This is a genomic window from Enterocloster sp. HCN-30185, from assembly GCF_037890305.1.
Classification (GTDB): Bacteria; Bacillota; Clostridia; order Lachnospirales; family Lachnospiraceae; genus Enterocloster.
Genome location: NZ_JBBKBT010000013.1, coordinates 1 through 25,347, shown reverse-complemented (window position 1 = coordinate 25,347; position 25,347 = coordinate 1). Strand labels below are relative to the sequence as shown.

Annotated in this window: 27 protein-coding genes; 26 read left to right on the top strand and 1 reads right to left on the bottom strand. The window is 44.9% G+C overall.

The features are described 5' to 3' along the window. Positions 1–3 precede the first annotated feature (3 nt). From WKT10_RS12700 to WKT10_RS12575, 26 genes are all read left to right on the top strand, one after another. A complete protein-coding gene (locus WKT10_RS12700) occupies positions 4–657 on the top strand; it encodes an O-methyltransferase (protein WP_337433685.1) in 654 nt (217 codons plus the stop codon). A gap of 9 nt (positions 658–666) precedes the next feature. Further along, positions 667–1,893, top strand: coding sequence for a peptidase U32 family protein (locus tag WKT10_RS12695; RefSeq protein WP_066546297.1), 1,227 nt, complete (start codon positions 667–669; stop codon positions 1,891–1,893). A 19-nt stretch (positions 1,894–1,912) separates the two neighbouring features. Further along, a complete protein-coding gene (locus WKT10_RS12690; RefSeq protein WP_066546300.1) occupies positions 1,913–2,737 on the top strand; it encodes a YdcF family protein in 825 nt (274 codons plus the stop codon). Between the two features lie 30 nt (positions 2,738–2,767). Beyond that, complete coding sequence (locus WKT10_RS12685; RefSeq protein WP_066546304.1) at positions 2,768–5,716, top strand: insulinase family protein; 2,949 nt, start codon at positions 2,768–2,770, stop codon at positions 5,714–5,716. A gap of 19 nt (positions 5,717–5,735) precedes the next feature. Next, positions 5,736–6,647 carry a GTPase Era gene (era, locus tag WKT10_RS12680; RefSeq protein ID WP_066546306.1) on the top strand — a complete coding sequence of 304 codons (912 nt, stop codon included), beginning with the start codon at positions 5,736–5,738 and terminating at the stop codon, positions 6,645–6,647. Positions 6,648–6,661: 14 nt separating this feature from the next. Beyond that, positions 6,662–7,312, top strand: a complete 651-nt coding sequence (gene recO, locus WKT10_RS12675; RefSeq protein ID WP_066546309.1) for a DNA repair protein RecO — start codon at positions 6,662–6,664, stop codon at positions 7,310–7,312. A gap of 164 nt (positions 7,313–7,476) precedes the next feature. Further along, positions 7,477–8,121: a hypothetical protein gene (locus tag WKT10_RS12670; protein WP_143331338.1), complete on the top strand. Its 645-nt coding sequence runs from the start codon at positions 7,477–7,479 to the stop codon at positions 8,119–8,121. A 54-nt stretch (positions 8,122–8,175) separates the two neighbouring features. Beyond that, positions 8,176–9,564 carry a glycine--tRNA ligase gene (locus tag WKT10_RS12665; RefSeq protein ID WP_066546315.1) on the top strand — a complete coding sequence of 463 codons (1,389 nt, stop codon included), beginning with the start codon at positions 8,176–8,178 and terminating at the stop codon, positions 9,562–9,564. A 208-nt stretch (positions 9,565–9,772) separates the two neighbouring features. After that, positions 9,773–11,269 carry a sensor histidine kinase gene (locus WKT10_RS12660; RefSeq protein ID WP_340277591.1) on the top strand — a complete coding sequence of 499 codons (1,497 nt, stop codon included), beginning with the start codon at positions 9,773–9,775 and terminating at the stop codon, positions 11,267–11,269. Then, positions 11,266–11,955, top strand: coding sequence for a response regulator transcription factor (locus tag WKT10_RS12655; protein ID WP_066546324.1), 690 nt, complete (start codon positions 11,266–11,268; stop codon positions 11,953–11,955). Before WKT10_RS12660 ends, WKT10_RS12655 begins: the two co-directional genes overlap by 4 nt. Before the next feature lie 357 nt (positions 11,956–12,312). Beyond that, positions 12,313–14,946, top strand: a complete 2,634-nt coding sequence (ppdK, locus tag WKT10_RS12650; RefSeq protein WP_066546328.1) for a pyruvate, phosphate dikinase — start codon at positions 12,313–12,315, stop codon at positions 14,944–14,946. 261 nt (positions 14,947–15,207) lie between these two features. Then, positions 15,208–15,681 (top strand): DUF6075 family protein, encoded by a 474-nt coding sequence (locus WKT10_RS12645; RefSeq protein WP_002593292.1) that lies wholly within the window; start codon positions 15,208–15,210, stop codon positions 15,679–15,681. Beyond that, on the top strand, positions 15,681–15,857 hold the full coding sequence (locus tag WKT10_RS12640; protein ID WP_002593293.1) for a hypothetical protein: 177 nt from the start codon (positions 15,681–15,683) through the stop codon (positions 15,855–15,857). The genes WKT10_RS12645 and WKT10_RS12640 overlap by 1 nt, the downstream gene beginning before the upstream one ends. 23 nt (positions 15,858–15,880) lie before the next feature. Beyond that, positions 15,881–16,663, top strand: coding sequence for a ParA family protein (locus WKT10_RS12635; RefSeq protein WP_022036315.1), 783 nt, complete (start codon positions 15,881–15,883; stop codon positions 16,661–16,663). After that, positions 16,656–17,534 (top strand): ParB/RepB/Spo0J family partition protein, encoded by an 879-nt coding sequence (locus tag WKT10_RS12630; protein ID WP_002593298.1) that lies wholly within the window; start codon positions 16,656–16,658, stop codon positions 17,532–17,534. The genes WKT10_RS12635 and WKT10_RS12630 overlap by 8 nt, the downstream gene beginning before the upstream one ends. A 16-nt stretch (positions 17,535–17,550) precedes the next feature. After that, entirely contained in the window at positions 17,551–18,618 is a 1,068-nt protein-coding gene (locus WKT10_RS12625; RefSeq protein ID WP_002593299.1) for a DUF6017 domain-containing protein, read from the top strand. Beyond that, positions 18,599–18,907, top strand: coding sequence for a DUF6050 family protein (locus WKT10_RS12620; protein ID WP_002593300.1), 309 nt, complete (start codon positions 18,599–18,601; stop codon positions 18,905–18,907). The genes WKT10_RS12625 and WKT10_RS12620 overlap by 20 nt, the downstream gene beginning before the upstream one ends. Positions 18,908–18,957: 50 nt before the next feature. Then, positions 18,958–19,704 carry an HNH endonuclease gene (locus tag WKT10_RS12615; protein WP_002593301.1) on the top strand — a complete coding sequence of 249 codons (747 nt, stop codon included), beginning with the start codon at positions 18,958–18,960 and terminating at the stop codon, positions 19,702–19,704. A 91-nt stretch (positions 19,705–19,795) separates the two neighbouring features. Continuing rightward, the gene (locus WKT10_RS12610) at positions 19,796–20,443 is read left to right on the top strand and encodes a hypothetical protein (protein WP_038292237.1); all 648 of its coding nucleotides are present in this window, start codon (positions 19,796–19,798) and stop codon (positions 20,441–20,443) included. A 109-nt stretch (positions 20,444–20,552) separates the two neighbouring features. Beyond that, complete coding sequence (locus WKT10_RS12605) at positions 20,553–20,738, top strand: hypothetical protein (protein WP_002593303.1); 186 nt, start codon at positions 20,553–20,555, stop codon at positions 20,736–20,738. An 81-nt stretch (positions 20,739–20,819) separates the two neighbouring features. Then, positions 20,820–21,293, top strand: coding sequence for a PcfB family protein (locus WKT10_RS12600; protein WP_002593304.1), 474 nt, complete (start codon positions 20,820–20,822; stop codon positions 21,291–21,293). After that, entirely contained in the window at positions 21,290–23,131 is a 1,842-nt protein-coding gene (locus WKT10_RS12595; protein ID WP_118300899.1) for a VirD4-like conjugal transfer protein, CD1115 family, read from the top strand. Before WKT10_RS12600 ends, WKT10_RS12595 begins: the two co-directional genes overlap by 4 nt. A 134-nt stretch (positions 23,132–23,265) precedes the next feature. Beyond that, positions 23,266–23,424 (top strand): Maff2 family mobile element protein, encoded by a 159-nt coding sequence (locus tag WKT10_RS12590; protein ID WP_117831475.1) that lies wholly within the window; start codon positions 23,266–23,268, stop codon positions 23,422–23,424. A 155-nt stretch (positions 23,425–23,579) separates the two neighbouring features. Beyond that, complete coding sequence (locus tag WKT10_RS12585; RefSeq protein WP_002593556.1) at positions 23,580–23,852, top strand: helix-turn-helix domain-containing protein; 273 nt, start codon at positions 23,580–23,582, stop codon at positions 23,850–23,852. Continuing rightward, positions 23,812–24,189, top strand: a complete 378-nt coding sequence (locus WKT10_RS12580) for a TnpV protein (protein WP_340277574.1) — start codon at positions 23,812–23,814, stop codon at positions 24,187–24,189. Before WKT10_RS12585 ends, WKT10_RS12580 begins: the two co-directional genes overlap by 41 nt. Before the next feature lie 47 nt (positions 24,190–24,236). Further along, positions 24,237–24,746: a GNAT family N-acetyltransferase gene (locus WKT10_RS12575; RefSeq protein ID WP_054754202.1), complete on the top strand. Its 510-nt coding sequence runs from the start codon at positions 24,237–24,239 to the stop codon at positions 24,744–24,746. A gap of 72 nt (positions 24,747–24,818) precedes the next feature. Here WKT10_RS12575 and WKT10_RS12570 read toward each other — a convergent pair whose 3' ends face one another. Further along, complete coding sequence (locus tag WKT10_RS12570; RefSeq protein ID WP_054754200.1) at positions 24,819–25,142, bottom strand: helix-turn-helix domain-containing protein; 324 nt, start codon at positions 25,140–25,142, stop codon at positions 24,819–24,821. Between the last annotated feature and the right edge of the window lie 205 nt (positions 25,143–25,347).

Here is a 25,347-nt window from a genome sequence, read left to right as displayed (position 1 = left end):
GACATGATTGTAAATGACAGAATCACAGACTATATCCAGTCCCTGGAAACCAGTCAGGGACCGGTTTTGGATGAAATAGAAAAAGAGGCTCTGGATCAGTTTGTGCCTATCATCAGAAAGGAGACGGCAGCTTTTTTAAGAACCATGACGGCAGCCCTTAAGCCGTCGGCCATACTGGAGATCGGCACGGCCGTCGGGTATTCTGCTTTGCAGATGTGCCGGGTGATGCCGGAGCACTGCCGCATTACTACCATTGAAAAGTATGAGAAACGCCTTCCCATCGCCAGAGAGAATTTTCATCGGGCAGGAGAAAGCGGACGGATCACACTTTTAGAGGGCGATGCAGACGTGCATCTGAAGGAGCTGGCAAAAAAAGGCTGTCAGTTTGATCTTGTGTTTATGGATGCAGCCAAGGGGCAGTATCTAAACTGGCTTCCCATGGTGCTTGATCTTATGCCCAAAGGCGCGGTGCTCATTTCCGACAATGTGCTTCAGGACGGCGATATCATCCAGTCACGGTTTGCCGTGGAGCGCAGAAACCGCACCATCCACAGCCGCATGAGAGAGTACCTGTATGAGTTAAAGCACACAGAGGAACTGGAAACCTCCGTGATCCCCATTGGAGACGGAGTGACAGTCAGTACAAAGGTTAGATAGGAGAACGATATGAGAGAAACAGAGCTGCTGATACCGGCAGGCAGTCTGGACGTATTAAAGACTGCTGTGGTTTACGGAGCAGATGCCGTATACATCGGCGGAGAGGTCTTTGGCCTCAGAGCTAAAGCGCACAATTTTTCCAAAGAAGAAATGAAAGAGGGAATTGCCTTTGCCCATGAGCGCGGGGTCAAAGTCTATGTGACTGCCAATATTCTGGCGCACAATGACGATCTGCCGGGGGTAGAGGCTTATTTTGAAGAATTAAAAGAAGTGGGGCCGGATGCCCTGATCATTTCAGATCCCGGCATCTTTGCCATTGCAAAGAGAGTTCTTCCCCAGATGGAGCTCCATGTGAGCACTCAGGCGAATAATACCAATTACGGCACCTATTTATTCTGGCATCAGCTGGGAGCGAAACGGGTAGTTTCTGCAAGAGAGCTGTCCTTAGAGGAGATTAAGGAGATCCGGGCCCATATTCCGGAGGATATGGAGATCGAGAGCTTTATCCACGGAGCTATGTGCATTTCTTATTCCGGAAGATGCCTTTTGAGCAATTTCTTTACCGGACGGGACGCCAACCAGGGGGCCTGCACCCATCCATGCCGTTGGAAATATTCGATCGTAGAGGAGACCAGACCGGGAGAATATATGCCTGTTTATGAAAATGAGCGCGGCACCTATATCTTTAATTCCAGAGATCTGTGCATGATCGAGCATATTCCGGAGCTGATCGATGCGGGAGTTGACAGCTTTAAGATCGAAGGCCGTATGAAGACAGCTCTTTATGTGGCAACGGTGGCAAGAACCTATCGAAAAGCCATTGATGATTATAAAAAGGATCCTGCCCTCTATGAGCAGAATATGGAGTGGTATAAGGAAGAAATTGGAAAATGTACCTACAGAGAGTTTACCACAGGCTTTTATTTTGGAAAGCCGGGAGCAGATGCGCAGATTTACGACAGCAATACCTATGTAAAAAATTACACCTATCTGGGAACGGTAGAGGAGTCCGAAGGCTGCCGGTTCAGAATCGAGCAGAAGAATAAGTTCTCTGTGGGAGAAACCATTGAGATCATGAAGCCCGATGGACGAAACGTACAGGCCCTTGTAAAGAGTATCTGCGATGAAGAGGGCAATGCTCAGGAGAGCGCTCCCCATCCCAAGCAGATCTTGTGGGTGGAGCTGGATGCGCCGGCAGATGTGTATGATATACTGAGAAAGAAAGCGGAGCAGTAAAAGACAGGAGGCGGTAAGTTTGGTGGATGGTATCCTGCTGATCCTGGCAGCATTGTGTGCGGTTTACTTTGTGATCATTGTGATCTATGGGGGAATCGGCACTTCTTTTGCCTTTATATGGCTGTTTTTTGCGGCTCTTTGCGTATTTCTTGTTTATGGAAAATGGTATTACAGCCGTCATATGTTTGACATTCCCAAGTGGGTGCCTGTGAGTATCGTTACCACCTGTGTGATGGGAGTGACCGTCATGGCAATGATATGTACTCTGGTGTTTTTGGGCGTCGCTTCCGAGGAAGAACCCGGACTTGATTATGTGATCGTTCTGGGAGCTAAGGTAAAGGAACATACGGTGAGCAATTCACTGAAAAAACGGCTGGATAAGGCCATTGACTATGCCCAGAAAAATCCGGAAACCTATCTGGTGCTTTCAGGGGGAAAGGGAGCGGATGAACCCATAAGCGAGGCTCAGGCCATGTACAAATATCTGGTCTATAACGGTGTCCGTCCAGAGCAGCTGCTCCTTGAGGATCGGTCTGCCAGTACGGTGGAAAATATTGCCTACAGCAGACTTGTGATCGAAGGCCATCGGGAACGGCTGCGTCTGGAACGGGAGCAGCAGGAGAAAAAACGCAGGGAACCTTACCTTATGGTAGATGACAAGCCTGTGGAAATCGGTGTTCTCACCAGCAATTTCCATGTATTCAGAGCCAGGATGATTGCCCGCAAATGGGGCTTTGAGCATGTTTATGGCATCAGCGCCCAGTCGGATCCTGTGCTTTTTATCCATCTGTGCGTTAGGGAATGTGCGTCGATTATAAAAGACCGGCTTATGGGAAATATGTAGGATAGAATGACTGCTTAAAGGAGGACTGAAATGATTGACAAAAAAATGTTAGACCGCGTAAAAGAGCTTTCACAGTACCGTCTTGTAGATGAAAGACCTGTTGAGGAGATGAACTCATATGGAATGGTGCTGGAGCATAAAAAGAGCGGAGCCAGGATTTTTTTAATGAGCTGTGAGGATGACAATAAAGTATTTTCCATTGGATTCCGCACTCCGCCCCAGGACAGCACAGGACTTCCCCATATTCTGGAACACAGTGTTTTGGAGGGGTCTGAGAAGTTTCCCGTAAAAGATCCCTTTGTAGAGCTGGTAAAGGGTTCTTTAAACACATTTTTAAATGCAATGACCTATCCGGATAAGACGGTTTATCCGGTCGCCAGCTGCAATGACAGGGATTTCCAGAACCTGATGGATGTGTATTTAGACGGCGTGCTCCATCCTTCCATTTACCGTGAACCGAAGATTTTTTTACAGGAGGGCTGGCACTATGAGATGGAGGAGACAGACAGCCCCTTAATCATCAACGGCGTGGTTTACAATGAAATGAAGGGCGCTTTTTCCTCACCGGAAAGCGTGCTGGACAGGTATACAAAGGCGGTTCTCTTTCCGGATACCCCATACCGCCATGAATCCGGCGGCGATCCCGCCTGTATTCCGGATCTGACCTATGAGCAGTTTATTGCCTTCCATAAAAATTACTATCATCCGGCCAACAGCTTTATCTACCTTTATGGAGATATGGATATGGCTGAAAAATTAGAGTGGCTGGACAGAGCGTATTTATCCCAATATGACAGGACAGATTTTACCCTGGATTCCCGGATTCCCATGCAGGAGCCCTTTAAGGAGCCCATTGAGAGGGAAACTACCTACTCTGTAACAGCGGAAGAAGGGACAAAGGGGCGAACCTATCTGTCTTTAAATACCGTAGTGGGAACGGATCTGGATCCGGAGCTTTATGTGGCTTTCCAGATTTTGGAATATGCGCTGATCGATGCTCCGGGAGCACCCTTAAAGCAGGCGCTTATTGACGCCCATATTGGTCAGGATATTCTGGGAGGCTACGACAACGGGATCCTTCAGCCCTGCTTTTCCGTAATCGCCAAAAATGCAGAGCGGGAGCAGAAGGGGGAATTTCTTGCTGTGGTTAAGGGAACCCTGCGCCGTCTGGCAGATCAGGGCATTGACAGAAAGAGCCTTCTTGCAGGCTTAAACTACTACGAATTCCGCTACAGGGAAGCAGATTACGGCTCTGCGCCCAAGGGACTTATGTACGGTCTCTGGTCTATGGACAGCTGGCTTTATGACGGAGATCCTATGCTCCATCTCCAGTATCAGAAGACCTTTGACTTTTTAAAGAAGGCAGTATCCGAAGGATATTTTGAGAATCTGATCCGCGGATATCTTCTGGACAATCCCCATGAGGCTTTTGTGATCGTAAGCCCCTGTACAGATCAGACCGCCAGAGAGGATGAGGCTCTGGCAGAGCGGCTTAAGGCTTACAGGAATTCCCTTTCAGAAGAAGAGAGGAGCGAGATTGTCCGAAAGACAAAGGAATTAAAGGCATATCAGGAGGAGCCGTCCTCTCAGGAGGATCTGGAAAAGATTCCCATGCTCCAGAGATCCGATATTGAGAAAAAGGCAGAAGGCTTTTCTTATGAGGTAAAGGAGGAGAGCGGGATTCCTGTCATCCACAGCCCGTTATTTACCTCTGGGATCGGCTACCTGAAGGTGCTCTTTGACTTTTCTGTCCTGCCGGATGAGGATATTCCCTACGGAGCTCTTTTAAAGTCCGTGCTGGGCTATGTGGATACGGAGCATTACAGTTACAGCGATCTTACCAGCGAGATTTATTTAAACAGCGGCGGCCTGGATTTTTCCGTAGGCGGCAGCCAGAAAATGGGAGAGCCTGGAAACTTTACCGGTACCTTTACAGCCAGCGTAAAGGTGCTCTATGAAAAGCTGGATTTTGCTTTTGAGATGCTGGAAGAGATCCTCCTGCGCTCTAAGCTTACAGACGAAAAACGTCTGGGAGAGATTTTGGATGAGACTATGTCCAGAGCCAGAATGCGTCTGGAGAACAGTTCTCACAGCTCCGCTGCCATGAGAGCTGCTTCCTATTATTCGCCCCTGTCTTCTTTCTATGACCGCACCGGCGGTATTGGCTTTTATCAGTTTTTGGAGAAAATTACAGAGCGCTGCAGCAAGGAAGAGGGATATCGTCTCAAACTGGGGAAAAAGCTTATGGAAGTTGCAAAAACGCTCTTTACTGCTTCCAATATGACCGTAAGCTACACGGCGGATGAAGAGGGCTATGGCAGGCTTCCGGCTGCTCTGGCTGCCTTTAAGGCGGTTCTTCCGGAAGGGAATGGGATCCGTTACCCCTATGAATTTAAGCCAGAGCTTAAAAATGAAGGCTTTCGGACTGCATCGCAGGTCAACTATGTGGCCTGCTGCGGCACCTTCGGAGAGAGTGCTTATACAGGCGCATTAAAGGTATTAAAGGTGATTTTAAATTACGAATATCTCTGGGTAAACCTGCGTGTAAAAGGCGGAGCCTACGGCTGTATGAGCAGCTTTGGGCGAAATGGGGAAACAATGTTAGTATCTTACCGGGATCCCAAGCTGGGCGAGACAAACCGGGTTTATGAGGGAATCCCGGAGTATTTGAGAACCTTTTCCATTGACGACAGAGATATGACAAAATACGTTATCGGCGCCTTCAGTGAGCTGGATGCTCCCTTAAATCCTGCGGCAAAAGGAGCCAGAAACCTGGGAGCATGGCTTTCCGGCGTTACGGACGAGATGATCCAGAGAGAGCGGGATCAGGTTCTGAATGTGACCCAGGAGGATATCCGGGCACTGGCCGGACTGTTAGAGTCTGTGTTAAACACAGGCGCTCTCTGTGCCATTGGAAATGACCAGCAGATTGTGAATGAACAGGAACTCTTTAACGAAATAAAGCATCTTTACCACTAAATGAGCAGGAGCAGAAATGATGGAAGAAAATGTACAGAAGAAATCAGGCTTTGTCACACTGATCGGCCGTCCCAACGTAGGAAAATCTACGCTGATGAATCATCTGATCGGCCAGAAGATCGCCATTACCTCTGATAAGCCCCAGACCACCAGAAACAGGATCCAGACGGTGTATACAGATGAAAGAGGCCAGATCATTTTCCTGGATACTCCGGGAATCCACAAGGCGAAAAACAAGCTGGGCGAATATATGGTAGATGTGGCAGAGCACACCTTAAAGGAAGTGGATGTGATCCTCTGGCTGGTGGAACCCACCACCTTTATCGGGGCCGGGGAACGCCACATTGCAGAGCAGCTTTCCAATGTGAAAACACCGGTGATTCTGGTGATCAACAAAATTGATACCTTAAAAAAGCAGGAAGAAATTTTAACATTTATAGATGCCTACAAGGATGTGTGCAAGTTTGCAGAAATTGTGCCTCTTTCCGCACTGAAGGAAAAAAATACCGATCTTTTGCTGGAGCTTCTTTTTAAATATCTGCCCTGCGGCCCCATGTTTTATGATGAGGACACAGTTACGGATCAGCCCATGCGCCAGATTGCGGCAGAGCTTATCAGAGAAAAAGCGCTTCGCCTTCTGGATGATGAGATTCCCCACGGGATAGCAGTTACTATCGAAAAGATGCGCGAAAGGAAAAACGGCATCATGGACATTGAAGCCAGCATTGTCTGCGAACGCGAGTCCCACAAGGGAATCATTATCGGAAAGGGCGGCTCTATGTTAAAGCGCATCGGCACCAATGCCCGCAGGGAAATTGAAAATATGCTGGAGATGCAGGTCAATCTGCAGCTGTGGGTAAAGGTACGCAAGGAATGGAGAGACAGTGAGCTGTATATGAAAAATTACGGCTATGACAAAAAAGACGTATAAGGGGAGCGAGCAGGGTGAGAGAAGCAGTTAGCCTCACGGGCATGGTGCTTTTGGCTGCATCCTTTGGGGAAGCAGACCGGAGAGTGGTGCTTTTGACCAGAGAACGGGGGAAGATCACAGCCTTTGCTCACGGAGCAAGAAGGCCGGGAAGCGCCCTGATGGCAGTTACCAGACCCTTTGTGTTCGGCACTTTTAACGTCTTTGAGGGCCGCAGCGCCTATACCCTTCAGAGCGCCCAGCCGGTATGCTATTTTGACGAGCTTTCTGCAGATATGGAGGGGGCCTGTTACGGAGCTTATTTTCTGGAAATGGCCTCCTATCTGGCTCAGGAAAACATGGACGGAACCGAACTTTTAACACTGGTTTACCAGACATTAAAGGCCCTTTTAAATCCGTCCCTTCCAAACCGCCTGATCCGGCGGATCTTTGAGCTGAAAGTCATGGTTATAAACGGAGAATACACAGAAAATCCCCAGGGAAAGGTATCCGAGTCCTGTACCTACGCCTGGCAATATGTCATTTATTCCCCTGTAGGAAGCCTCTATACCTTCGTACTAAAACCCGAAGTCCAGGCCGAATTCGAGCACCAGGTAGAAAACGCCAGAACCACCTTCATCCGCCACAACTTCCGTTCTCTGGAAATTCTGGAACTGATGACCAGGTAGAACAGATGGAAATGTTTTGGTTTTACCTATAGAAACAACCTATGGCCATTGGCGACCACAACAAATACTTGCCGATAAGGCTTGAAATTATACGCATCAGAAGATATAATAAGCGGTATATTGCTCCCGCGGATGCAGGAGAAGCCTGGAAGAAAGGAAGAAATATGAAGAAAAGCATAAGAGGAATCCTGCTTCTTGCAGCCTGCACCGTCTTTTTTGCCGGCTGTGCCAGATCCAAAGGGAGCTGGGAAGCCTTTACGGAAAATACCCTTTATGTAGCCGGCGATGGAAGCGTTTCCTGGGCTTCTGTCGAAAGCTTCGGGGAAGGCGATTACAAAGAAGAGGAGTTAAAAGCCTTTGCCGGAGAGAGAATCAGCCAGTTTAACCAGTCTCAGGGCGAAGAGCCAGCCTTTGAAAATGAGAAGGGGGCAGAAAAGCTTCCGGTTGCTCTTGATACAGTGAGTATGAAGGATGGAAGGGCAGTTCTGGTGACGGAATACGATACCCCTTCCCGGCTGGTGGAGTTTTCACAGGACATAGGAGATGAGGGGATGCCCTTTGATTCGATTGATATAGGCAGTCCTGCGTCCCTGGCTTTGAAAGAACAGACTTCTTATCTGGATACAGAGGGAAAAGCGGCAGATCAGCAGGAAATTTTAAAGGAAACAGGTCTTGCGGTTCGTGTTTCGGGCCAGGGGGTCATTTCCGCGGAAAAAAAGATCCGCTATATAAGTGAGGGCTGTACCCTTCGGGATGTTCATACAGTGGAAACCGCGTCTGAGGGAGTAAGCTGCATTATATTGGAGTGATGCCCTGAAAGGGGCTTGCTGACAGTAAGTATATAAAAAGAGAGGACATGGATCATGGAAAAGACAATGGAAAAAATCGTAGCTCTTGCCAAGAACAGAGGTTTTGTATACCCTGGTTCTGAGATCTACGGCGGTCTTGCAAATACCTGGGATTACGGCAATCTGGGTGTTGAGCTTAAAAACAATGTAAAGAAAGCCTGGTGGCAGAAGTTTGTTCAGGAAAGCCCATACAACGTAGGAGTGGACTGTGCGATTCTGATGAATTCCCAGACATGGGTAGCCAGCGGCCATCTGGGCGGATTTTCTGATCCATTGATGGACTGTAAACAGTGTAAGGAGCGTTTCCGCGCAGACAAGCTGATTGAGGATTATAATGATGAGCACGGTATCGAGATCGAAGGCTCTGTAGACGGCTGGTCTCAGGAAGAGATGAAGCAGTATATTGAGGATAAGCACATCTGCTGTCCAAGCTGCGGCGCTCACGATTTTACAGATATCCGTCAGTTCAACCTGATGTTTAAGACCTTCCAGGGCGTAACTGAGGATGCTAAGAATACCGTATACTTAAGACCCGAGACTGCACAGGGTATTTTCGTAAACTTTAAGAATGTTCAGAGAACCTCCAGAAAGAAAGTTCCCTTCGGTATCGGACAGGTTGGAAAGTCCTTCAGAAATGAGATCACTCCCGGAAACTTTACCTTCCGTACCAGAGAGTTTGAGCAGATGGAGCTTGAATTTTTCTGCAAGCCGGGCACCGATCTGGAGTGGTTTGCATACTGGAAGCAGTTCTGTATTGACTGGCTTCAGACCCTTGGCATCAAGCCGGAGGAGATGCGTGCAAGAGATCACTCACCGGAGGAACTGTGCTTCTACAGCAAGGCTACCACAGACCTTGAGTTCTTATTCCCCTTTGGCTGGGGTGAGCTGTGGGGTATTGCAGACAGAACCGATTATGACCTGACCCAGCATCAGAATGTATCCGGACAGGATATGGCATACTTTGATGACGAGAGCAAGGAAAAATACATTCCTTATGTAATCGAGCCTTCACTGGGTGCAGACCGTGTTACACTGGCATTCTTATGTGCTGCTTATGATGAGGAAGAGATCGGAGAGGGCGATGTGAGAACTGTTCTTCATTTCCATCCGGCGCTGGCTCCTGTAAAGATTGGTGTTCTGCCTCTTTCCAAGAAGCTTAACGAGGGCGCTGAGAAGGTATTTGCAGAGCTTTCAAAATACTATAACTGTGAGTTTGATGACAGAGGAAATATTGGAAAGCGCTACAGAAGACAGGATGAGATCGGTACTCCGTTCTGTGTAACATATGATTTTGATTCTGAGAACGATCAGGCAGTTACTGTCCGCGACCGCGACACCATGGAGCAGGTACGCGTACCGATTGCTGAGTTGAAGGCTTACTTTGAGGATAAGTTCCGTTTCTAGGGAATATGTAAAATGAAAGAAAACAGCATCTGGGAAACCGTTAAAAGCGGTATTTCCGGGTGCTTTTTTCATATGCCTTTTCCAAGCGGCGCGTAGAAAAGTTTAGAATGATTTTATAAACGCCCCGCCATAAGTATGGTATACTTAAACTATATGTAAATTGCCTGTCTGCGTGCTGCGCCGAGGGCAGTGGAAGGAGGATGAAAAGGTGAAGATAAGGACACGGCTTGCGGTAGCATTTATTATCATAACCGTTTTTCCGATGCTTATGATCTACCTTTCTGTGATCGCCCTCAGCGATTATCAGGAAAAGTCCTTTAAAGAAGCATATGGTCTTACAGAGCAGATTGAACTGTTAAACGGCAATTCCCTTCAGGTATTTAACCGTTTGACCAGACAGTCGCAGAAAGATATCCGAAAGGTGTTGGATGAAAACCCGGATAATTACAAGGATCCGGCATATCTGGATAAAGTGAATGCAAAATTAAATGAACAGTATGCCTATCTGATTGTCCGCCGTGAGGATACGATCATTTATTACGGGGCGAACGGAGAACCGCAGGATGCGTCTCTCTGCGCTCAGCTTCCGGATTTTGATGTGATGAAGGGACGCATGGAAGGTGGGATCTATCTGGACGGCGAGAGTCAGCATCTGATCAAGCAGATGGATTTTCAGTTTTCGGACGGTGCCGAGGGAAGTGTGTTTATTGTTTCCAATGTAGACGATCTGCTTCCTGAAGTAAAGTCCATGTTTCGGGAAATGTTGTTTTTGGGCGTGGCGATTCTGGTGGTAGCGGGGTTTGCCCTTACGGTCTGGGTATACCATTCGATTTTAAGTCCATTAAACAAGCTTCAGGAGGCTACCAAGCAGATCCGGGACGGCAATCTGGAGTTTACCCTGGATGTAGATGCAGATGATGAGATAGGCCAGCTTTGCCAGGATTTTGAAGAAATGCGGATCCGTTTAAAGGAAAATGCAGAGGAAAAGCTTCAGTATGATAAGGAAAGCAAGGAGCTGATCAGTAATATTTCCCATGATCTTAAGACTCCCATTACAGCCATTAAGGGGTATGTAGAAGGGATTCTGGACGGGGTTGCTTCCTCACCTGAGAAGCTGGACAGATATATCCGCACGATTTATAATAAAGCCAATGATATGGACCGACTGATCGATGAGCTGACCTTTTACTCCAAGATTGACACAAATAAGATTCCTTATACCTTTGCAAAGATCAATGTATCCCAGTATTTTAAGGACTGTCTGGAAGAGATGGGTCTGGATATGGAAGCAAGGGGCATTGAGCTGGGATATTTCAATTATGCGGATGAGGATGTGATGGTCATTGCAGATGCAGAGCAGATGAAGCGTGTGATCAATAACATTATCAGCAATTCCGTCAAATATCTGGACAAGAAAAAAGGGATCATCAATATTAGGATCAAGGATGTGGGAGACTTTATCCAGATTGAGATTGAGGACAATGGAAAAGGCATTGCGGCAAAGGATCTTCCCAACATATTTGACCGTTTTTACCGTACAGATTCCTCACGAAACTCTTCTCAGGGCGGCAGCGGGATCGGACTGTCCATTGTACGCAAGATCATTGAGGATCACGGAGGACGCATCTGGGCCACCAGCAAGGAAGGCATCGGAACGGAGATCCATTTTGTATTAAGAAAATATCAGGAGGTTATGCAGGAATGAGCAAAATACTGATTGTAGAGGATGAAGAAAGCATCGCAGAGCTGGAAAAGGATTATCTGGAGCTGTCCGGCTTTGAGGTTGAGATCGAAAATAACGGAACCGATGGTCTGGACCGTGCTTTAAAGGAAGACTACGATCTCCTGATCCTGGATCTGATGCTTCCGGGAACGGACGGATTTGAGATCTGCCGCAGGGTAAGGGAGATTAAAAATACCCCTATTATTATGGTTTCTGCCAAAAAGGAGGACATTGACAAAATCCGCGGTCTGGGCCTTGGAGCAGATGATTATATTACAAAGCCGTTCAGTCCCAGCGAGATGGTTGCCAGAGTGAAAGCCCACATGGCCCGCTATGAGCGTCTGATCGGAAGCGGCCAGCCCGCCAATGAGATTATTGAAATCCGCGGTTTAAAGATCGACAAAACAGCCCGCAGAGTATGGGTGGCAGGAGAGGAAAAGACCTTTACAACCAAGGAATTTGATCTGTTAACCTTTTTAGCCCAGAATCCCAACCATGTATTTACAAAGGAGGAACTGTTCAGCAAAATCTGGGATATGGAATCCATCGGCGATATTGCCACCGTTACAGTGCATATTAAGAAGATCCGGGAAAAAATTGAATTTAATACAGCCAAGCCTCAGTACATTGAGACCATCTGGGGAGTTGGGTATCGGTTTAAGGTATAGGGAAAATCCTCCGCTTGTGCGGGGGATTTTTCATATGCAGAAAGGAATGGCACATTTTTTTGTTAATAGTTACTATAAAATATTTGTTCGCATATACGAACAATAAATGAATATACGAAAATGACAGAAAATGAAAACGCTTACAGTAAATTTTGCTGTAAAATAACCAAATTTTTTCAAAATTTTGTCGGTAAAGGACTTTACTCCCCCAATCTTTGTGATATAATAAACGAGGTGGACGGATAAGGAGAACCATTGATTCCGTCTGATAGGCGGGCACAGGAAATTTCCCGGTATGTCCGGTTAAAGAGCGGCAGAGTCCTGAGGGAATCTGCCAGAATGAGGAGGAAGAAACTTATGGCTACAAAGTGGGTTTATTTATTCAGCGAAGGCAATGCGACCATGAGAAACCTGTTAGGTGGTAAGGGCGCTAACCTTGCGGAGATGACAAATCTGGGATTACCTGTACCACAGGGATTTACGATTACAACAGAGGCCTGCACCCAGTATTATGAAGATGGCAGAAAGATCAATGACGAGATCATGGGCCAGATCATGGAGCATATTGGAAAGATGGAGGAGATCACCGGCAAGAAGTTCGGCGATAAGGAGAATCCTCTGTTGGTTTCCGTTCGTTCCGGTGCAAGAGCTTCCATGCCGGGTATGATGGATACCATCTTAAACCTGGGTCTGAATGAGGAAGTAGTAGAGGTTCTGGCTGCAAAGTCCGGTAATCCGCGCTGGGCATGGGACTGCTACAGAAGATTCATCCAGATGTTTTCCGACGTTGTTATGGAAGTTGGAAAGAAGTATTTTGAAGAGTTGATCGATAAGATGAAGGCTGAGAAGGGAGTAACCCAGGACGTGGAGCTGACCGCTGAGGATCTTCACGAGCTGGCAAATCAGTTCAAGGCTGAATATAAAGAAAAGATCGGAAAGGATTTCCCAACCGATCCTAAGGAGCAGCTGATGGAGGCCATCAAGGCTGTATTCCGTTCCTGGGATAACCCAAGAGCAAACGTATACCGCCGCGATAATGATATCCCTTATTCCTGGGGTACTGCTGTAAACGTACAGATGATGGCATTCGGAAACATGGGCGAGACTTCTGGTACAGGCGTTGCATTTACCCGTGACCCAGCTACCGGCGAGAAGCACCTGATGGGCGAGTTCTTAATGAATGCTCAGGGTGAGGACGTAGTTGCAGGTGTCCGTACCCCTCAGAAGATTGACCAGTTAAAGGAAGTTATGCCGGAGGTTTATGAGCAGTTCGTAGGCATCTGCCATACTCTGGAGGATCATTACAGAGATATGCAGGATATGGAGTTCACCATTGAGGATAAGAAGCTTTATATGCTGCAGACCAGAAACGGAAAGAGAACAGCTAAGGCTGCTTTAAAGATTGCCTGTGATCTGGTAGATGAGGGCATGATCGATGAGAAGAAGGCAGTTCAGATGATCGATCCCCGTAATCTGGATACCCTGCTTCACCCACAGTTTGATGCAGAGGCATTAAAGAAGGCTGAGCCGGTTGCAAAGGCTCTGGCTGCATCCCCAGGCGCTGCCTGCGGCAAGATTGTATTTACTGCTGAGGATGCAAAAGAGTGGAAGGAAAGAGGCGAAAAGGTCGTATTAGTACGTCTTGAGACATCTCCTGAAGATATCGAAGGAATGAAGGCTTCTCAGGGTATCCTGACAGTCCGCGGCGGTATGACCAGCCACGCAGCTGTAGTTGCCCGCGGTATGGGTACCTGCTGTGTATCCGGCTGTTCCGAGATTATCATGGACGAGGCAAACAAGAAGTTCGTTCTGGCCGGAAAAGAGTACCATGAGGGCGACTGGCTGTCTATCGACGGTTCTACCGGTAAGATCTATGACGGCATTATTCCTACGGTAGATGCTACCATCGCAGGCGAGTTCGGCCGCATCATGGCATGGGCTGACAAATATAGAAGACTGAGAGTCCGCACCAATGCAGATACTCCAAGAGACGCTGCAAAGGCAAGAGAACTGGGCGCAGAGGGTATCGGCCTTTGCCGTACGGAGCATATGTTCTTCGAGGGCAACCGTATCGACGCATTCCGCGAGATGATCTGCTCCGAGACAGTAGAAGAGAGAGAAGCAGCCTTAGAGAAGATCCTTCCTGAGCAGCAGGGAGACTTTGAGAAGCTTTACGAGGCTTTAGAGGGCAATCCTGTTACCATCCGTTTCCTGGATCCGCCTCTGCATGAGTTTGTTCCTACCGAGGAAGAGGATATCAAGAAGCTGGCAGAAGCACAGGGCAAGAGCGTTGAGACCATCAAGGCAATCTGTGATTCTCTCCATGAGTTCAACCCGATGATGGGACATCGCGGCTGTCGTCTGGCTGTTACCTATCCTGAAATCGCAAAGATGCAGACAAAGGCTGTCATCCGTGCAGCAATCAACGTAAAGAAGGCTCACGCTGACTGGAACGTTTGCCCGGAGATCATGATCCCTCTGATCTGCGATATCAAAGAGTTAAAGTTTGTTAAGAAGGTAGTTGTTGAGACAGCTGATGCTGAGATCGCAGCATCCGACATTGACTTAAAGTATGAAGTAGGTACCATGATCGAGATCCCAAGAGCAGCTCTGACAGCTGACGAGATCGCAAAGGAAGCTGAGTTCTTCTGCTTTGGTACCAATGACCTGACACAGATGACCTACGGCTTCTCCCGTGATGATGCAGGCAAGTTCTTAAATGCTTACTATGATACAAAGATCTTTGAGAACGACCCATTCGCAAGACTGGATCAGACCGGCGTAGGAAAACTGATGGAAATGGCGATCAAGTTAGGCAAGAGCACCCGTCCTGATATGCATGTAGGTATCTGCGGCGAGCATGGCGGCGATCCTACTTCTGTAGAATTCTGCCACAAGATTGGTCTGGATTATGTATCCTGCTCACCATTCCGCGTTCCAATCGCAAGACTGGCAGCAGCTCAGGCAGCGATTGCCAATGCAGGAAAGTAGAAGAGCGTAAATATTTTTACTTCACAACGCTGATTGTTACAAGGGATGATGTGAATGAGTACATGAAATATCATGCTGAGTACACGAAAGCGAACCGATTTAAAGATATTGTTTGCAAAATCTATATATAACTCGAAAGGGAAGCGCAATGCTTCCCTTTCTTATATCTCTCGATTAGGACTAAATCCTTAAAGCTATGGCTTAAAAAGGACTTAGTCCTTTTTTATATGCAAAATAAAAATTTTTTAAAGGAGGTTCACTATGAACAACACAGCGTTAGGAGCAGAAAACAATAAGAAACAGACAATCAATTTTATCAGCGAAGCACATGAAAAATTCTACTATGAAAAATTAAAAGAGGTACGCTATCAGGATGTGTACCACAAGGCACTTTGCTATTGTCTTGGTATCAGTGATGATACGAGAAGAAATATCAATAGCATCTATGATTTTAAAACAGGATGTGTAAAAACAGAGTGTCTGCATGAAGGCTGGCAGACCAGTGGCAGTATGAAGGTGGTGCGAATGGCATTTAATCTGTATTGCAACGGCACACCGAGTGTAGATGATTACACAAAAACAGAGGAACAGGTAAACGAGTGCAGGCAGTATACAGTGGAGGACTTGTTCTGCTGTGCCTATGCACCTTTCTTTTGGCAGGCGATACAGATCCGCTATCCGGAGTATGCGACTTATAACCGGGAACTGTATGCCTTATTTGGAGGAGCAGACTAATGTTAAAAGTCAGACTGATGGGAACAAAGAATGACATTGTATGGTTTCAGAAAATTTTACAGCGTCATCCCAAAATTGAGGTATTGGAAATATCAGAGCTTTATAGCAACAAAGGAACAAACAAATATTACAGAGCTTATGCGGAAGTACAGAAAAGCAATGTGAAAAATCAATAGTAGAGAATAAGGAGAATTTTATCATGTGTAAAGTTATAGCAATCGCAAATCAGAAGGGTGGAGTTGGAAAGACCACCACAACAAGCAATTTAGGAATCGGACTGGCAAAACAGGGAAAGAGAGTTTTGCTGATAGATGCAGATGCACAGGGTAGCCTTACGGCAAGTCTTGGTATTCAGGAGCCGGATAGACTGGAAATTACACTTGCAACCATTATGGCATCCATTATCAATGATGAGGAAATAAAACCGGAGTACGGCATTTTAAGACATGAGGAAGGTGTGGATTTCATGCCGGGAAATATTGAGCTTTCCGGTTTGGAAACCTCGCTTGTGAATGTTATGAGCAGGGAGACGGTGCTTCGTACCTACATAGAACAGCAGAAAGACCGCTATGATTACATTCTAATTGACTGTATGCCATCACTCGGCATGATTACGATAAATGCTTTTACCAGTGCGGACAGTATCTTGATTCCGGTACAGGCAGCGTATCTGCCGGTAAAAGGTCTGGAACAGCTGATTAAAACTATTGGAAAAGTAAAGAGACAGATCAATCCGAAACTGGAGATTGAGGGAATTTTGCTTACAATGGTTGATAATCGTACCAATTATGCCAGAGACATCAGCAATCTGCTGATTGAAAATTATGGAAGTAGAGTGCGGATATTTGAAAACAGTATTCCAATGTCGGTAAGAGCTGCGGAGATTTCTGCGGAAGGTGTGAGCATTTATAAGCACGATCCGAATGGCAAGGTAGCAAGTGCCTACCAATCACTGACGGAGGAGGTGCTTGGCAATGAGTAAGACAGGAAGTGCCGCAAAGGTAAAGTTGAACAGTTTTGATGATTTATTTGGAACGGAGCAGCCACAGACAGGAACAGAGCAGGTACAGGAAATCGCATTGTCAGAACTGCATGAGTTCAAAGGACACCCGTTTAAGGTACTGGATGATGAAAAGATGCAGGAAACGGTAGAAAGCGTCAGGGAGCATGGAGTGTTGATGCCAGGCATTGCCAGACCAATGAAAGATGGCGGTTATGAGATTATTGCCGGACATCGCAGGAGACACGCCTGTGAGCTTGTCGGACTTACTACAATGCCGATGTTCATCCGTGATTATACGGATGACGAAGCTACGATTATCATGGTAGATTCCAATATTCAGCGGGAGGATATTCTTCCGAGTGAGAAAGCAAAGGCATACAGAATGAAATACGATGCAATGAAGCATCAGGGAAGTAAGGAAGGCGGACTTACGCTTGGAGAACTGGGAGAAGCGGCAGGAGAGAGTGCAAAGACGGTTCAGAGATATATATGGATTTCACGCCTGTCGGATTCGCTACTCGATATGGTGGATGCAAAGAAAATCGGTATCATGCAGGCGGTTGACTTATCATTTTTATCAGAGGATGCACAGCAATGGGTTTTGGTTGCAATACAGGAAACAAATGTTGTTATCACAACTCAGCAGAGTGCCATGCTCAAGGAAAGTGACAAAAAAGGGGAACTTACCTTTCCGATGGTTCGCATGATGTTGGAAAAAGAGAAAACCGTGGAGCGAAAGGTTGTCATAAAAACAGAGCGCATTAACAATTATTTTCCTGCGACATACAGCAGGGAGCAAATAGAGAATATTATTTATCAGTTATTGGAGAATTGGAAGAGCACACAGTAGAAAGGAGGAGCCGGGAATGAGTGAAATATTACAACTGGATTATTATTATGGAATAGAAGCAGAACAGTTCTCATTCTATCGTGTTCCCCGCCTGCTGATCAAGGATGAAAGATTTAAGAAATTATCCAGTGATGCAAAACTTTTATACGGTCTGATGCTTGATCGTATGTCCTTATCTATAAAAAATGAGTGGTTTGATGAGGACAATCGGGCATATATCATATACACCATAGACAGTATTATGGAAGATTTGGGGTGTGGAAAGGAAAAGGCGGTTAAGGTTCTTGCAGAGCTGGATTCTGTTAAGGGAATTGGGCTGGTAGAGAAAGTGCGTAGAGGATTGGGCAAACCGGACATCATATATGTGAAGAACTTTGCTTCACTGGCAGAAAATGTAGATGAAAAAAAGTCTAGAAACACTGATAAAATCACAGAAGTCGGAAAATCAGACTTCAAGAAGTCGGAAAATCGAACTCCAAGAAGTCCGGAAATCGAACTTCAAGAAGTCGGAAAATCGAACTTCAAGAAGTCGGAAAAACAGACCTCTGGAAGTCCGGAAATCGAACCTCAAGAAGTCGGAGAATCGAACCCTAATTATACTAACTATAATCAGACTGATTTAAACTATACTGAGGAGAGTTATATCAATCCTATCATTCAATCTGATTCAAGGAAAAAGGATACGATGGATGTGATGGATGATGTCCAGACATACATAGAGCTAATCAAAGAAAATATCAGTTACGATCACCATATGCAGTATGATGGTTATGGAAAGAGAGAGCTTTACGATGAACTGTTCCAGGTAATCTGTGAGGTAGTCTGCGTGAAGCATCCAACAATCAGGGTAGCAGGAGAAGAATATCCGTATGAGCTTGTGAAATCAAGGTTTTTGAAACTGGAAAGCAGCCATTTGGAATATGTGATTGGCTGTATGCAAAATACCACCACTAAAATCACAAATATCAAGGCATATATGGTTACGGCACTTTATAATGCACCCACTACGATAAATCATTTTTATCAACAGGAAGTGCAGCATGATATGTATGGGGGAGGCTGGCATGAAAAGGGTATTGTTTAAGGTGATACTGCCATTGCTTGTGATTGCAGCGTGGATGAATATGTGTTATTGGATTTGCATAAGGGCAGATGGCTTTGATTTTTTCCTTTACTGGATTATGATTGGATGCCCCTATGGTATCCGAAAAATGTGTATGTTTATTGTGCCGAAGAACTTTGGTATTGCTGGGAATATAGGAATTCTGGCATTAAATTGTGTCATTGGAGGTGTGATAGGCGGAGGAATTATTATTATTAAGATTACAAGTATATTTATCGAAATACTAAATTTTGTAAGATGTAAAAAATAGCCCGTTTATGCTATAATTGGTCTTATCTTAAAAGACTGGGAGAATATTTCATGAGTAATAATAGTTTTGATATAAGTGGTGATCTGGTTAGAATACACACTGCAGATGGTATGTTTCATGCGGTTGCATCTATACGGGATGATTATCGTGATGAATTGATGTCTGTCACATGGGGAAAGAACGGAAAATACTTTTACAATGCAAAATTGGGATACTTGCATAGATATATTATGGAAAAGTGGTATACAAAGGAAATTCTTGATACTATGACAGCAGATAATTTTGTTGTTGACCACATGGATGGAGATGGTTTTAACTGTAATATAAATAATCTATGTTTTCTCTCAAGAAATGAGAATGTAGCCAAAGGAAACACATTAGATATAGAGTGTAAGAATACAGAGCATATTGCATTAAAAATGTTTAAGGATTTTCAAACGGAATTGATACAGATTACCATTTTCTTTAATTACCCTGCAAAGTTAATATTGGAGGGACTTGAAAGAGATGCAGTGGTGGAACTGGCATTTTTATTATATGATGCTGATTACAGAATTGTTATAAATGATGCTCGTTCAATTATGTTAGATTATCGGAACAATTATGAATTTATTCCTAATAAACTTAGATTTATTGATTATCAAATAGAGGGAAGTTATGGTGTGGCACCAGGTATAAAATGGTTTGAAGAATATATTTCTGGGAAACATGGACATGGGGTTGCATTACTAAATCGGGTGGCACCAATTAAAAATTGGACGAAAGAGAAGAAAAGGGAATATATAAGTATTAGGTAAAAATAGCAATAGGGCAGTTATGAGTCGAGAGATTTGTAACTGCCTTTTTATAACTTCTGGTCACAACGTCCAGAAGTGGAAAGGAAATAAAATGGAATCAATGCGTGATACGAAACGGATTATGGAGCGGGAGATTAAGAAAGGCAGTACACCGCTTCAATTTGAAAGGATTGAACTGGACGCAACCTGTTATCAGGAGATCGCATCAAAAGAGAAATTGACAGAGGTATTGAAGTATCTCCATAGAGTGGGGGAATATAAGGCATTGGCGGGCAAGACCATAATCAATAATGTCTATACGTTTATGAGAGGAAAAACACCGGATTTTACAAGGGCAAGAAGTGTTTTTGACAGGGAGAAAATCTATCATCAGATGCTGCGGCAGGAGAAAAAGTTACAGCCGACTTATCAGGGAGACTGCTATGTCGAGACGGCAAGGTGTTACTTTTCTTTGCCGGAGGAAGAATGGAATACACACAAGATGACGTATCAGAAGAATGAAGCGTTTGGATTTATTATGTCAAACAAGTATATTTTGGGGTTATATAAGTATTGCAGGGAAGCTAGGCGGGATTTTGCTGTATGTTCAGCCAAAGTACCGGACAAAGGGAATGAGGTGGTTAATCGGCTTATGGATATGGAGGATGTAGAGGTATTGGCACATTGTCTGTTATTGGATGATGTGGTGCTGCGGGACGGAGAGATTGAAGCTAAGCTCTATACAATTTTTATAGGATAGTGAAAAAGTAACAGCGTTAAGGCAGGTATGAGATCGAAAGATTTTGTAGCTGCCTTTTTTTATTGCAACAACTTCTGGTCACAACGTCCAGAAGTGGAAAGGAACAAAAATGAGTAAAAAAAATGGAAAGAAGTTATTGATTGCGGTTGCAGTAGGGGCAGTTGTGGTAAAGGCAGTGAGGGATGTCATAAAGGCAAAAAAGCAGGAAGAAGAACTCAGGTCTGCATTGGATGATTTTTATGAGGAAGAACTGAACTGGTGGGACAGGGAGTTTGAGGAAGGAGAGGAATTGTAAATATGGGAATGAAAATACAGCTCCACAGGCTGTTGGTTCCACCCTGAATCCAATCGGTGCAGATAAGGAAGGAGGTACACCGTGCAGGAGGAAACAACACAGAAAACGATTGCTCTTGCAATCAAGACTTCCAAGCTGACCGCAAGCGTTTTACAGAAGGCAATGAAGATGTATCTGGAGCATCAGAAGCATAAGGAGCCTTCGCATGGGAAAATTCCGGTAAAAAAGCTGGTCGGTCAGGGAGAGGGTGCAAAGTCCATTGAGGTTACGGATAGCAATATAAAATCCTTTGAGCGTGTCGCAAGGAAATACAATGTCGATTTCGCAGTAAAAAGGGATAAGACCACGGAACCACCCAGGTATCTTGTATTTTTCAAGGGCAAAGATGCCGATGTGATTGCACAGGCATTCAAGGAATTTGTAAAAGTTAATGAGAAAAAACAGCAGCGTCCGTCACTCAGACAGAAACTGAAAGGACTTCAGAAGATTGTTGCACAGAATAAAAATAAGGAGCGCAGCAGAGAGAAAAATAAGGACAGGGGACAGAGCTTATAAGCAAGGTCATTGACGGGATTGTGAAAGATTTGCAGTCAATTCCGAAAAATCTCAAAGAAAAAACAAAAGGGGTAAATAAAAAGCAGCTTGCCCTGAAATGCGCTCCCTATGTGATCTTCGGGTATGTTCTGAATAAGGTTTCATGGCTGTATGGACAGCAGGCAGGTGATAACACCTTACAGAAGGTGTTGGACACGATCAATGGGATGGGAGGTGCGTTTGTAAACCCGTTTCCCAGTTTTATGCCAAGGGATTTACTGGTTGGCGTGGGATGCGGGATAGGATTTCGTATGGTAGTATATTATAAAGCGAAAAATGCAAAGAAATTCCGGCAGGGAGTAGAATACGGTTCGGCAAGGTGGGGAACTGCCAAAGACATAGAGCCTTATGTCGATCCGGTATTTGAAAACAACGTGCTTTTAACGGCAACGGAGCGTCTTATGATGTCCGGCAGACCAAAGCAGCCGAAGTATGCGAGAAATAAAAACATACTTGTAATCGGTGGTTCCGGTTCCGGAAAGACCAGATTTTTTGTAAAGCCGAACCTCATGCAGATGCACAGTTCCTACGTTGTGACTGATCCCAAAGGCACAGTCCTCGTGGAATGTGGCAAAATGTTGTCCAAGAATGATTACCGGATCAAGGTGCTGAATACCATTAACTTTGCAAAATCAATGCATTATAATCCTTTCGCTTACATCCGGAGCGAAAAGGACATTCTGAAACTCGTAAACACAATCATTGTAAATACCAAAGGGGAAGGACAGCAAGCCTCTGAGGATTTCTGGGTGAAAGCCGAAAAGCTCTATTACACGGCACTGATCGCATATATCTGGTACGAAGCACCGGAGGAAGAACAGAATTTTTCCATGCTGATTGATCTGGTGGATGCCAGCGAAGCTAGGGAGGATGATGAAAATTTCAAAAATGCGGTTGACCTGCTGTTTGAGGAGCTGGAGCAGAAGAACCCAAACCATTTTGCGGTAAGGCAGTATAAGAAGTATAAACTTGCCGCAGGAAAGACAGCAAAATCTATTCTGATTAGCTGTGGTGCAAGGTTGGCACCATTTGACATCAAGGAGCTGCGTGACCTGACTGCTTATGATGAACTGGAGCTTGATACATTGGGGGAGAAAAAGACAGCACTGTTTGTCATTATCTCCGATACCGATGCGACATTCAATTTCATTGTAAGTATCATGTATTCGCAGTTATTCAATCTGCTTTGTGACAAGGCAGATGATGTATATAACGGAAGACTGCCGATTCACGTCCGGTGCTTACTGGACGAGTTTGCAAACATCGGGCAGATTCCACAGTTTGAGAAGCTGATTGCTACCATTCGTAGCCGGGAAATATCAGCTTCTATTATTTTGCAGTCAAAGTCACAGCTCAAGGCTCTGTACCGGGACAACGCTTCCACGATTGAAGGAAACTGCGACACTACCCTGTTTCTGGGAGGAAAAGAGAAAGATACTCTGAAAGATCTGGCAGAAATCCTTGGAAAAGAAACGATTGACCTTTATAATACCTCGGATACGAGAGGTACGAGCCAGTCCTACGGTCTGAATTATCAAAAGACCGGAAAGGAGTTAATGAGTCAGGACGAGATTGCGGTCATGGATGGCAGCAAGTGTATCATGCAGCTTAGAGGTGTAAGACCATTTTTCTCAGATAAATTTGATATAACGAAGCATAAGCAGTACCCGCTGTTATCCGATTATGACAAAAAGAATGAATTTGACATTGAAAAATACGTGAAGAACCGCAACAGACTTCGTTTTAAGAGGAATGATGTGGTGGATGAGGTATGCGATGTCGGAGAAATCACAGCTTAACTTCTGGTCACAGCGTCCAGAAGTGACTTTACAACTAAATATTGGAACTATTGTTATGGGAGTTTTTCTGAAAAATCACAAATCAGAACAGCTCCCTTTTTTCATTTAATTTTCAAGCAAAAGGAGACGATCAAATGGGCTTTTTTACAACATCAGTAACAGGACTTAAAACAGTAGTAACCGCAATCGGCGCAGGTGTAGGTGTGTGGGGAGTAATCAATCTTCTCGAAGGATATGGAAATGATAATCCAGGTGCAAAATCGCAGGGCATCAAGCAGTTCATGGCTAATTAAAGGGAACAAAAAGAAAGGAAAAGCACAATCCAGACGGTATCAGCGGCAGGCTACAAGAATAAATTGTGATTTCACAAGATTGGTGCTATAATAAGAGAAAAGTTCCTGCCGGGGCAGCCGCCCCGGTGGTATGGATAGAAAGGCAGGAAAACAATATGCACATCAGCTATAAACCACTCTGGCACACATTGTTAGAGCGTGATATGAGAAAAGAGGATTTAAGGCTTGCCGCTGGTATGACAACAAATATGATTGCCAACATGAGCAAAGAGGGAAAGCACATCAGCATGGATACATTAGCCCGTATCTGCGAAACGCTGAATTGTGAGATTACCGATGTGATTGAGTTAGTACCAGACGAGCCTGCTTCCACAGGAGGTAAGGAACATGAGCGAATTGAAACCAAGAATAACGGAAAACGGAATTGATTATATCCTTGTCGGAGATTACTACATCCCGGACTTGAAACTGCCGGAGGAACACCGCCCTATCGGAAAGTACGGACGGATGCACCGAGAATATTTAAGGGAAGTCCACCCAGCCAGATTGAATACATTGATACTGACCGGAGAATTGTGGACATATCTTGCAGACCTGAATGAACAGGCACAGGAACGGTTAGACACCATCATGGAGCAGATGAAAGCCGCCGAGGGTGTGACAGAGGAATTGAAGCGAATCCAAGAAATAGAATGGGTACAACGATGTAATAATATCCACAACCGGGCAGAAGAAATTGTTTTGTATGAGATGATTTATTCATAACGGTATGGTAGAATGATTATGACAAATTAGAATTTTAGGAGATAAATATGATACTTGAAACTGAACGGTTATATCTGCGTGAGATGGAGCAGACTGATTTTGAAGTTTTGTGTAAAATTCTGCAAGATGAGGATACAATGTACGCATATGAGGGAGCATTTAGCAACGATGAAGTCCACGAATGGCTTGACAGGCAAATTGCACGCTATCAAAAATGGGGCTTTGGTTTATGGGCTGTTGTCTTGAAAGAAACCGATGAAATGATTGGGCAATGTGGACTTACTATGCAGCCATGGAAAGAAAACAAGGTGCTTGAAATAGGCTATCTTTTTGAGAGGTCATACTGGCATAATGGATATGCTATTGAGTCGGCAAAAGCGTGTAAAAAATACGCATTTGAAGTATTAGATGCAACGGAAGTGTGTTCAATTATCAGAGATACAAATATAGCATCTCAAAATGTAGCCATAAGAAATGGAATGATAATAAAAGATACATGGATGAAGCATTACAGAGGTATAGATATGCCACATTATCGTTATGTGGTTTATAGATAACTCCCAGTTTATCTGTCCGATAAACTTATCCATGAAAGAGATTCAGCCAGCCGATTCCGGCTGGCTGTTCTGTTACTCATTATGCTCCAACACTGCTTTTATCATGGCAAATGCAAGCTCCTGTTTGCTGGGAGAAGTATCTTTCCAAAGTGCTTCTATCTCCCGGATGGTACTGATTTCGTTTTCTTCCAGTTCGTCTTGTAGAAGATAATCAGGCGAGATTTTCAGAGCCTTACAAATGTCTATGAATACCGACAGGCTGGGCATTTTTACGCCACCCTCAATCTGTCGGAGATAAGTAGCGTTGACATTGCACATTTCCGAAAGACGGTCAGCAGTTAAGCCCCTGTCTTTCCTTACTGCGTTGATACGCTTTCCTAATCCGTTCTTTTCCATAGTCCACACCTATTTATTAGATATTAGCTATCAGTTATCATTTTATACTCTTTAAGACTATAATATGATTGCCGTTTTCAATAGCTTCTGTTAGACTATAAGATATTAGCTTGTAGCTTATCGGAGGGTACGGATATGAAGAATATATGGAGAAAAATGCGGGACTGTTGGCTGGATTTCTGGGAAGATGATGAACTGGACATGG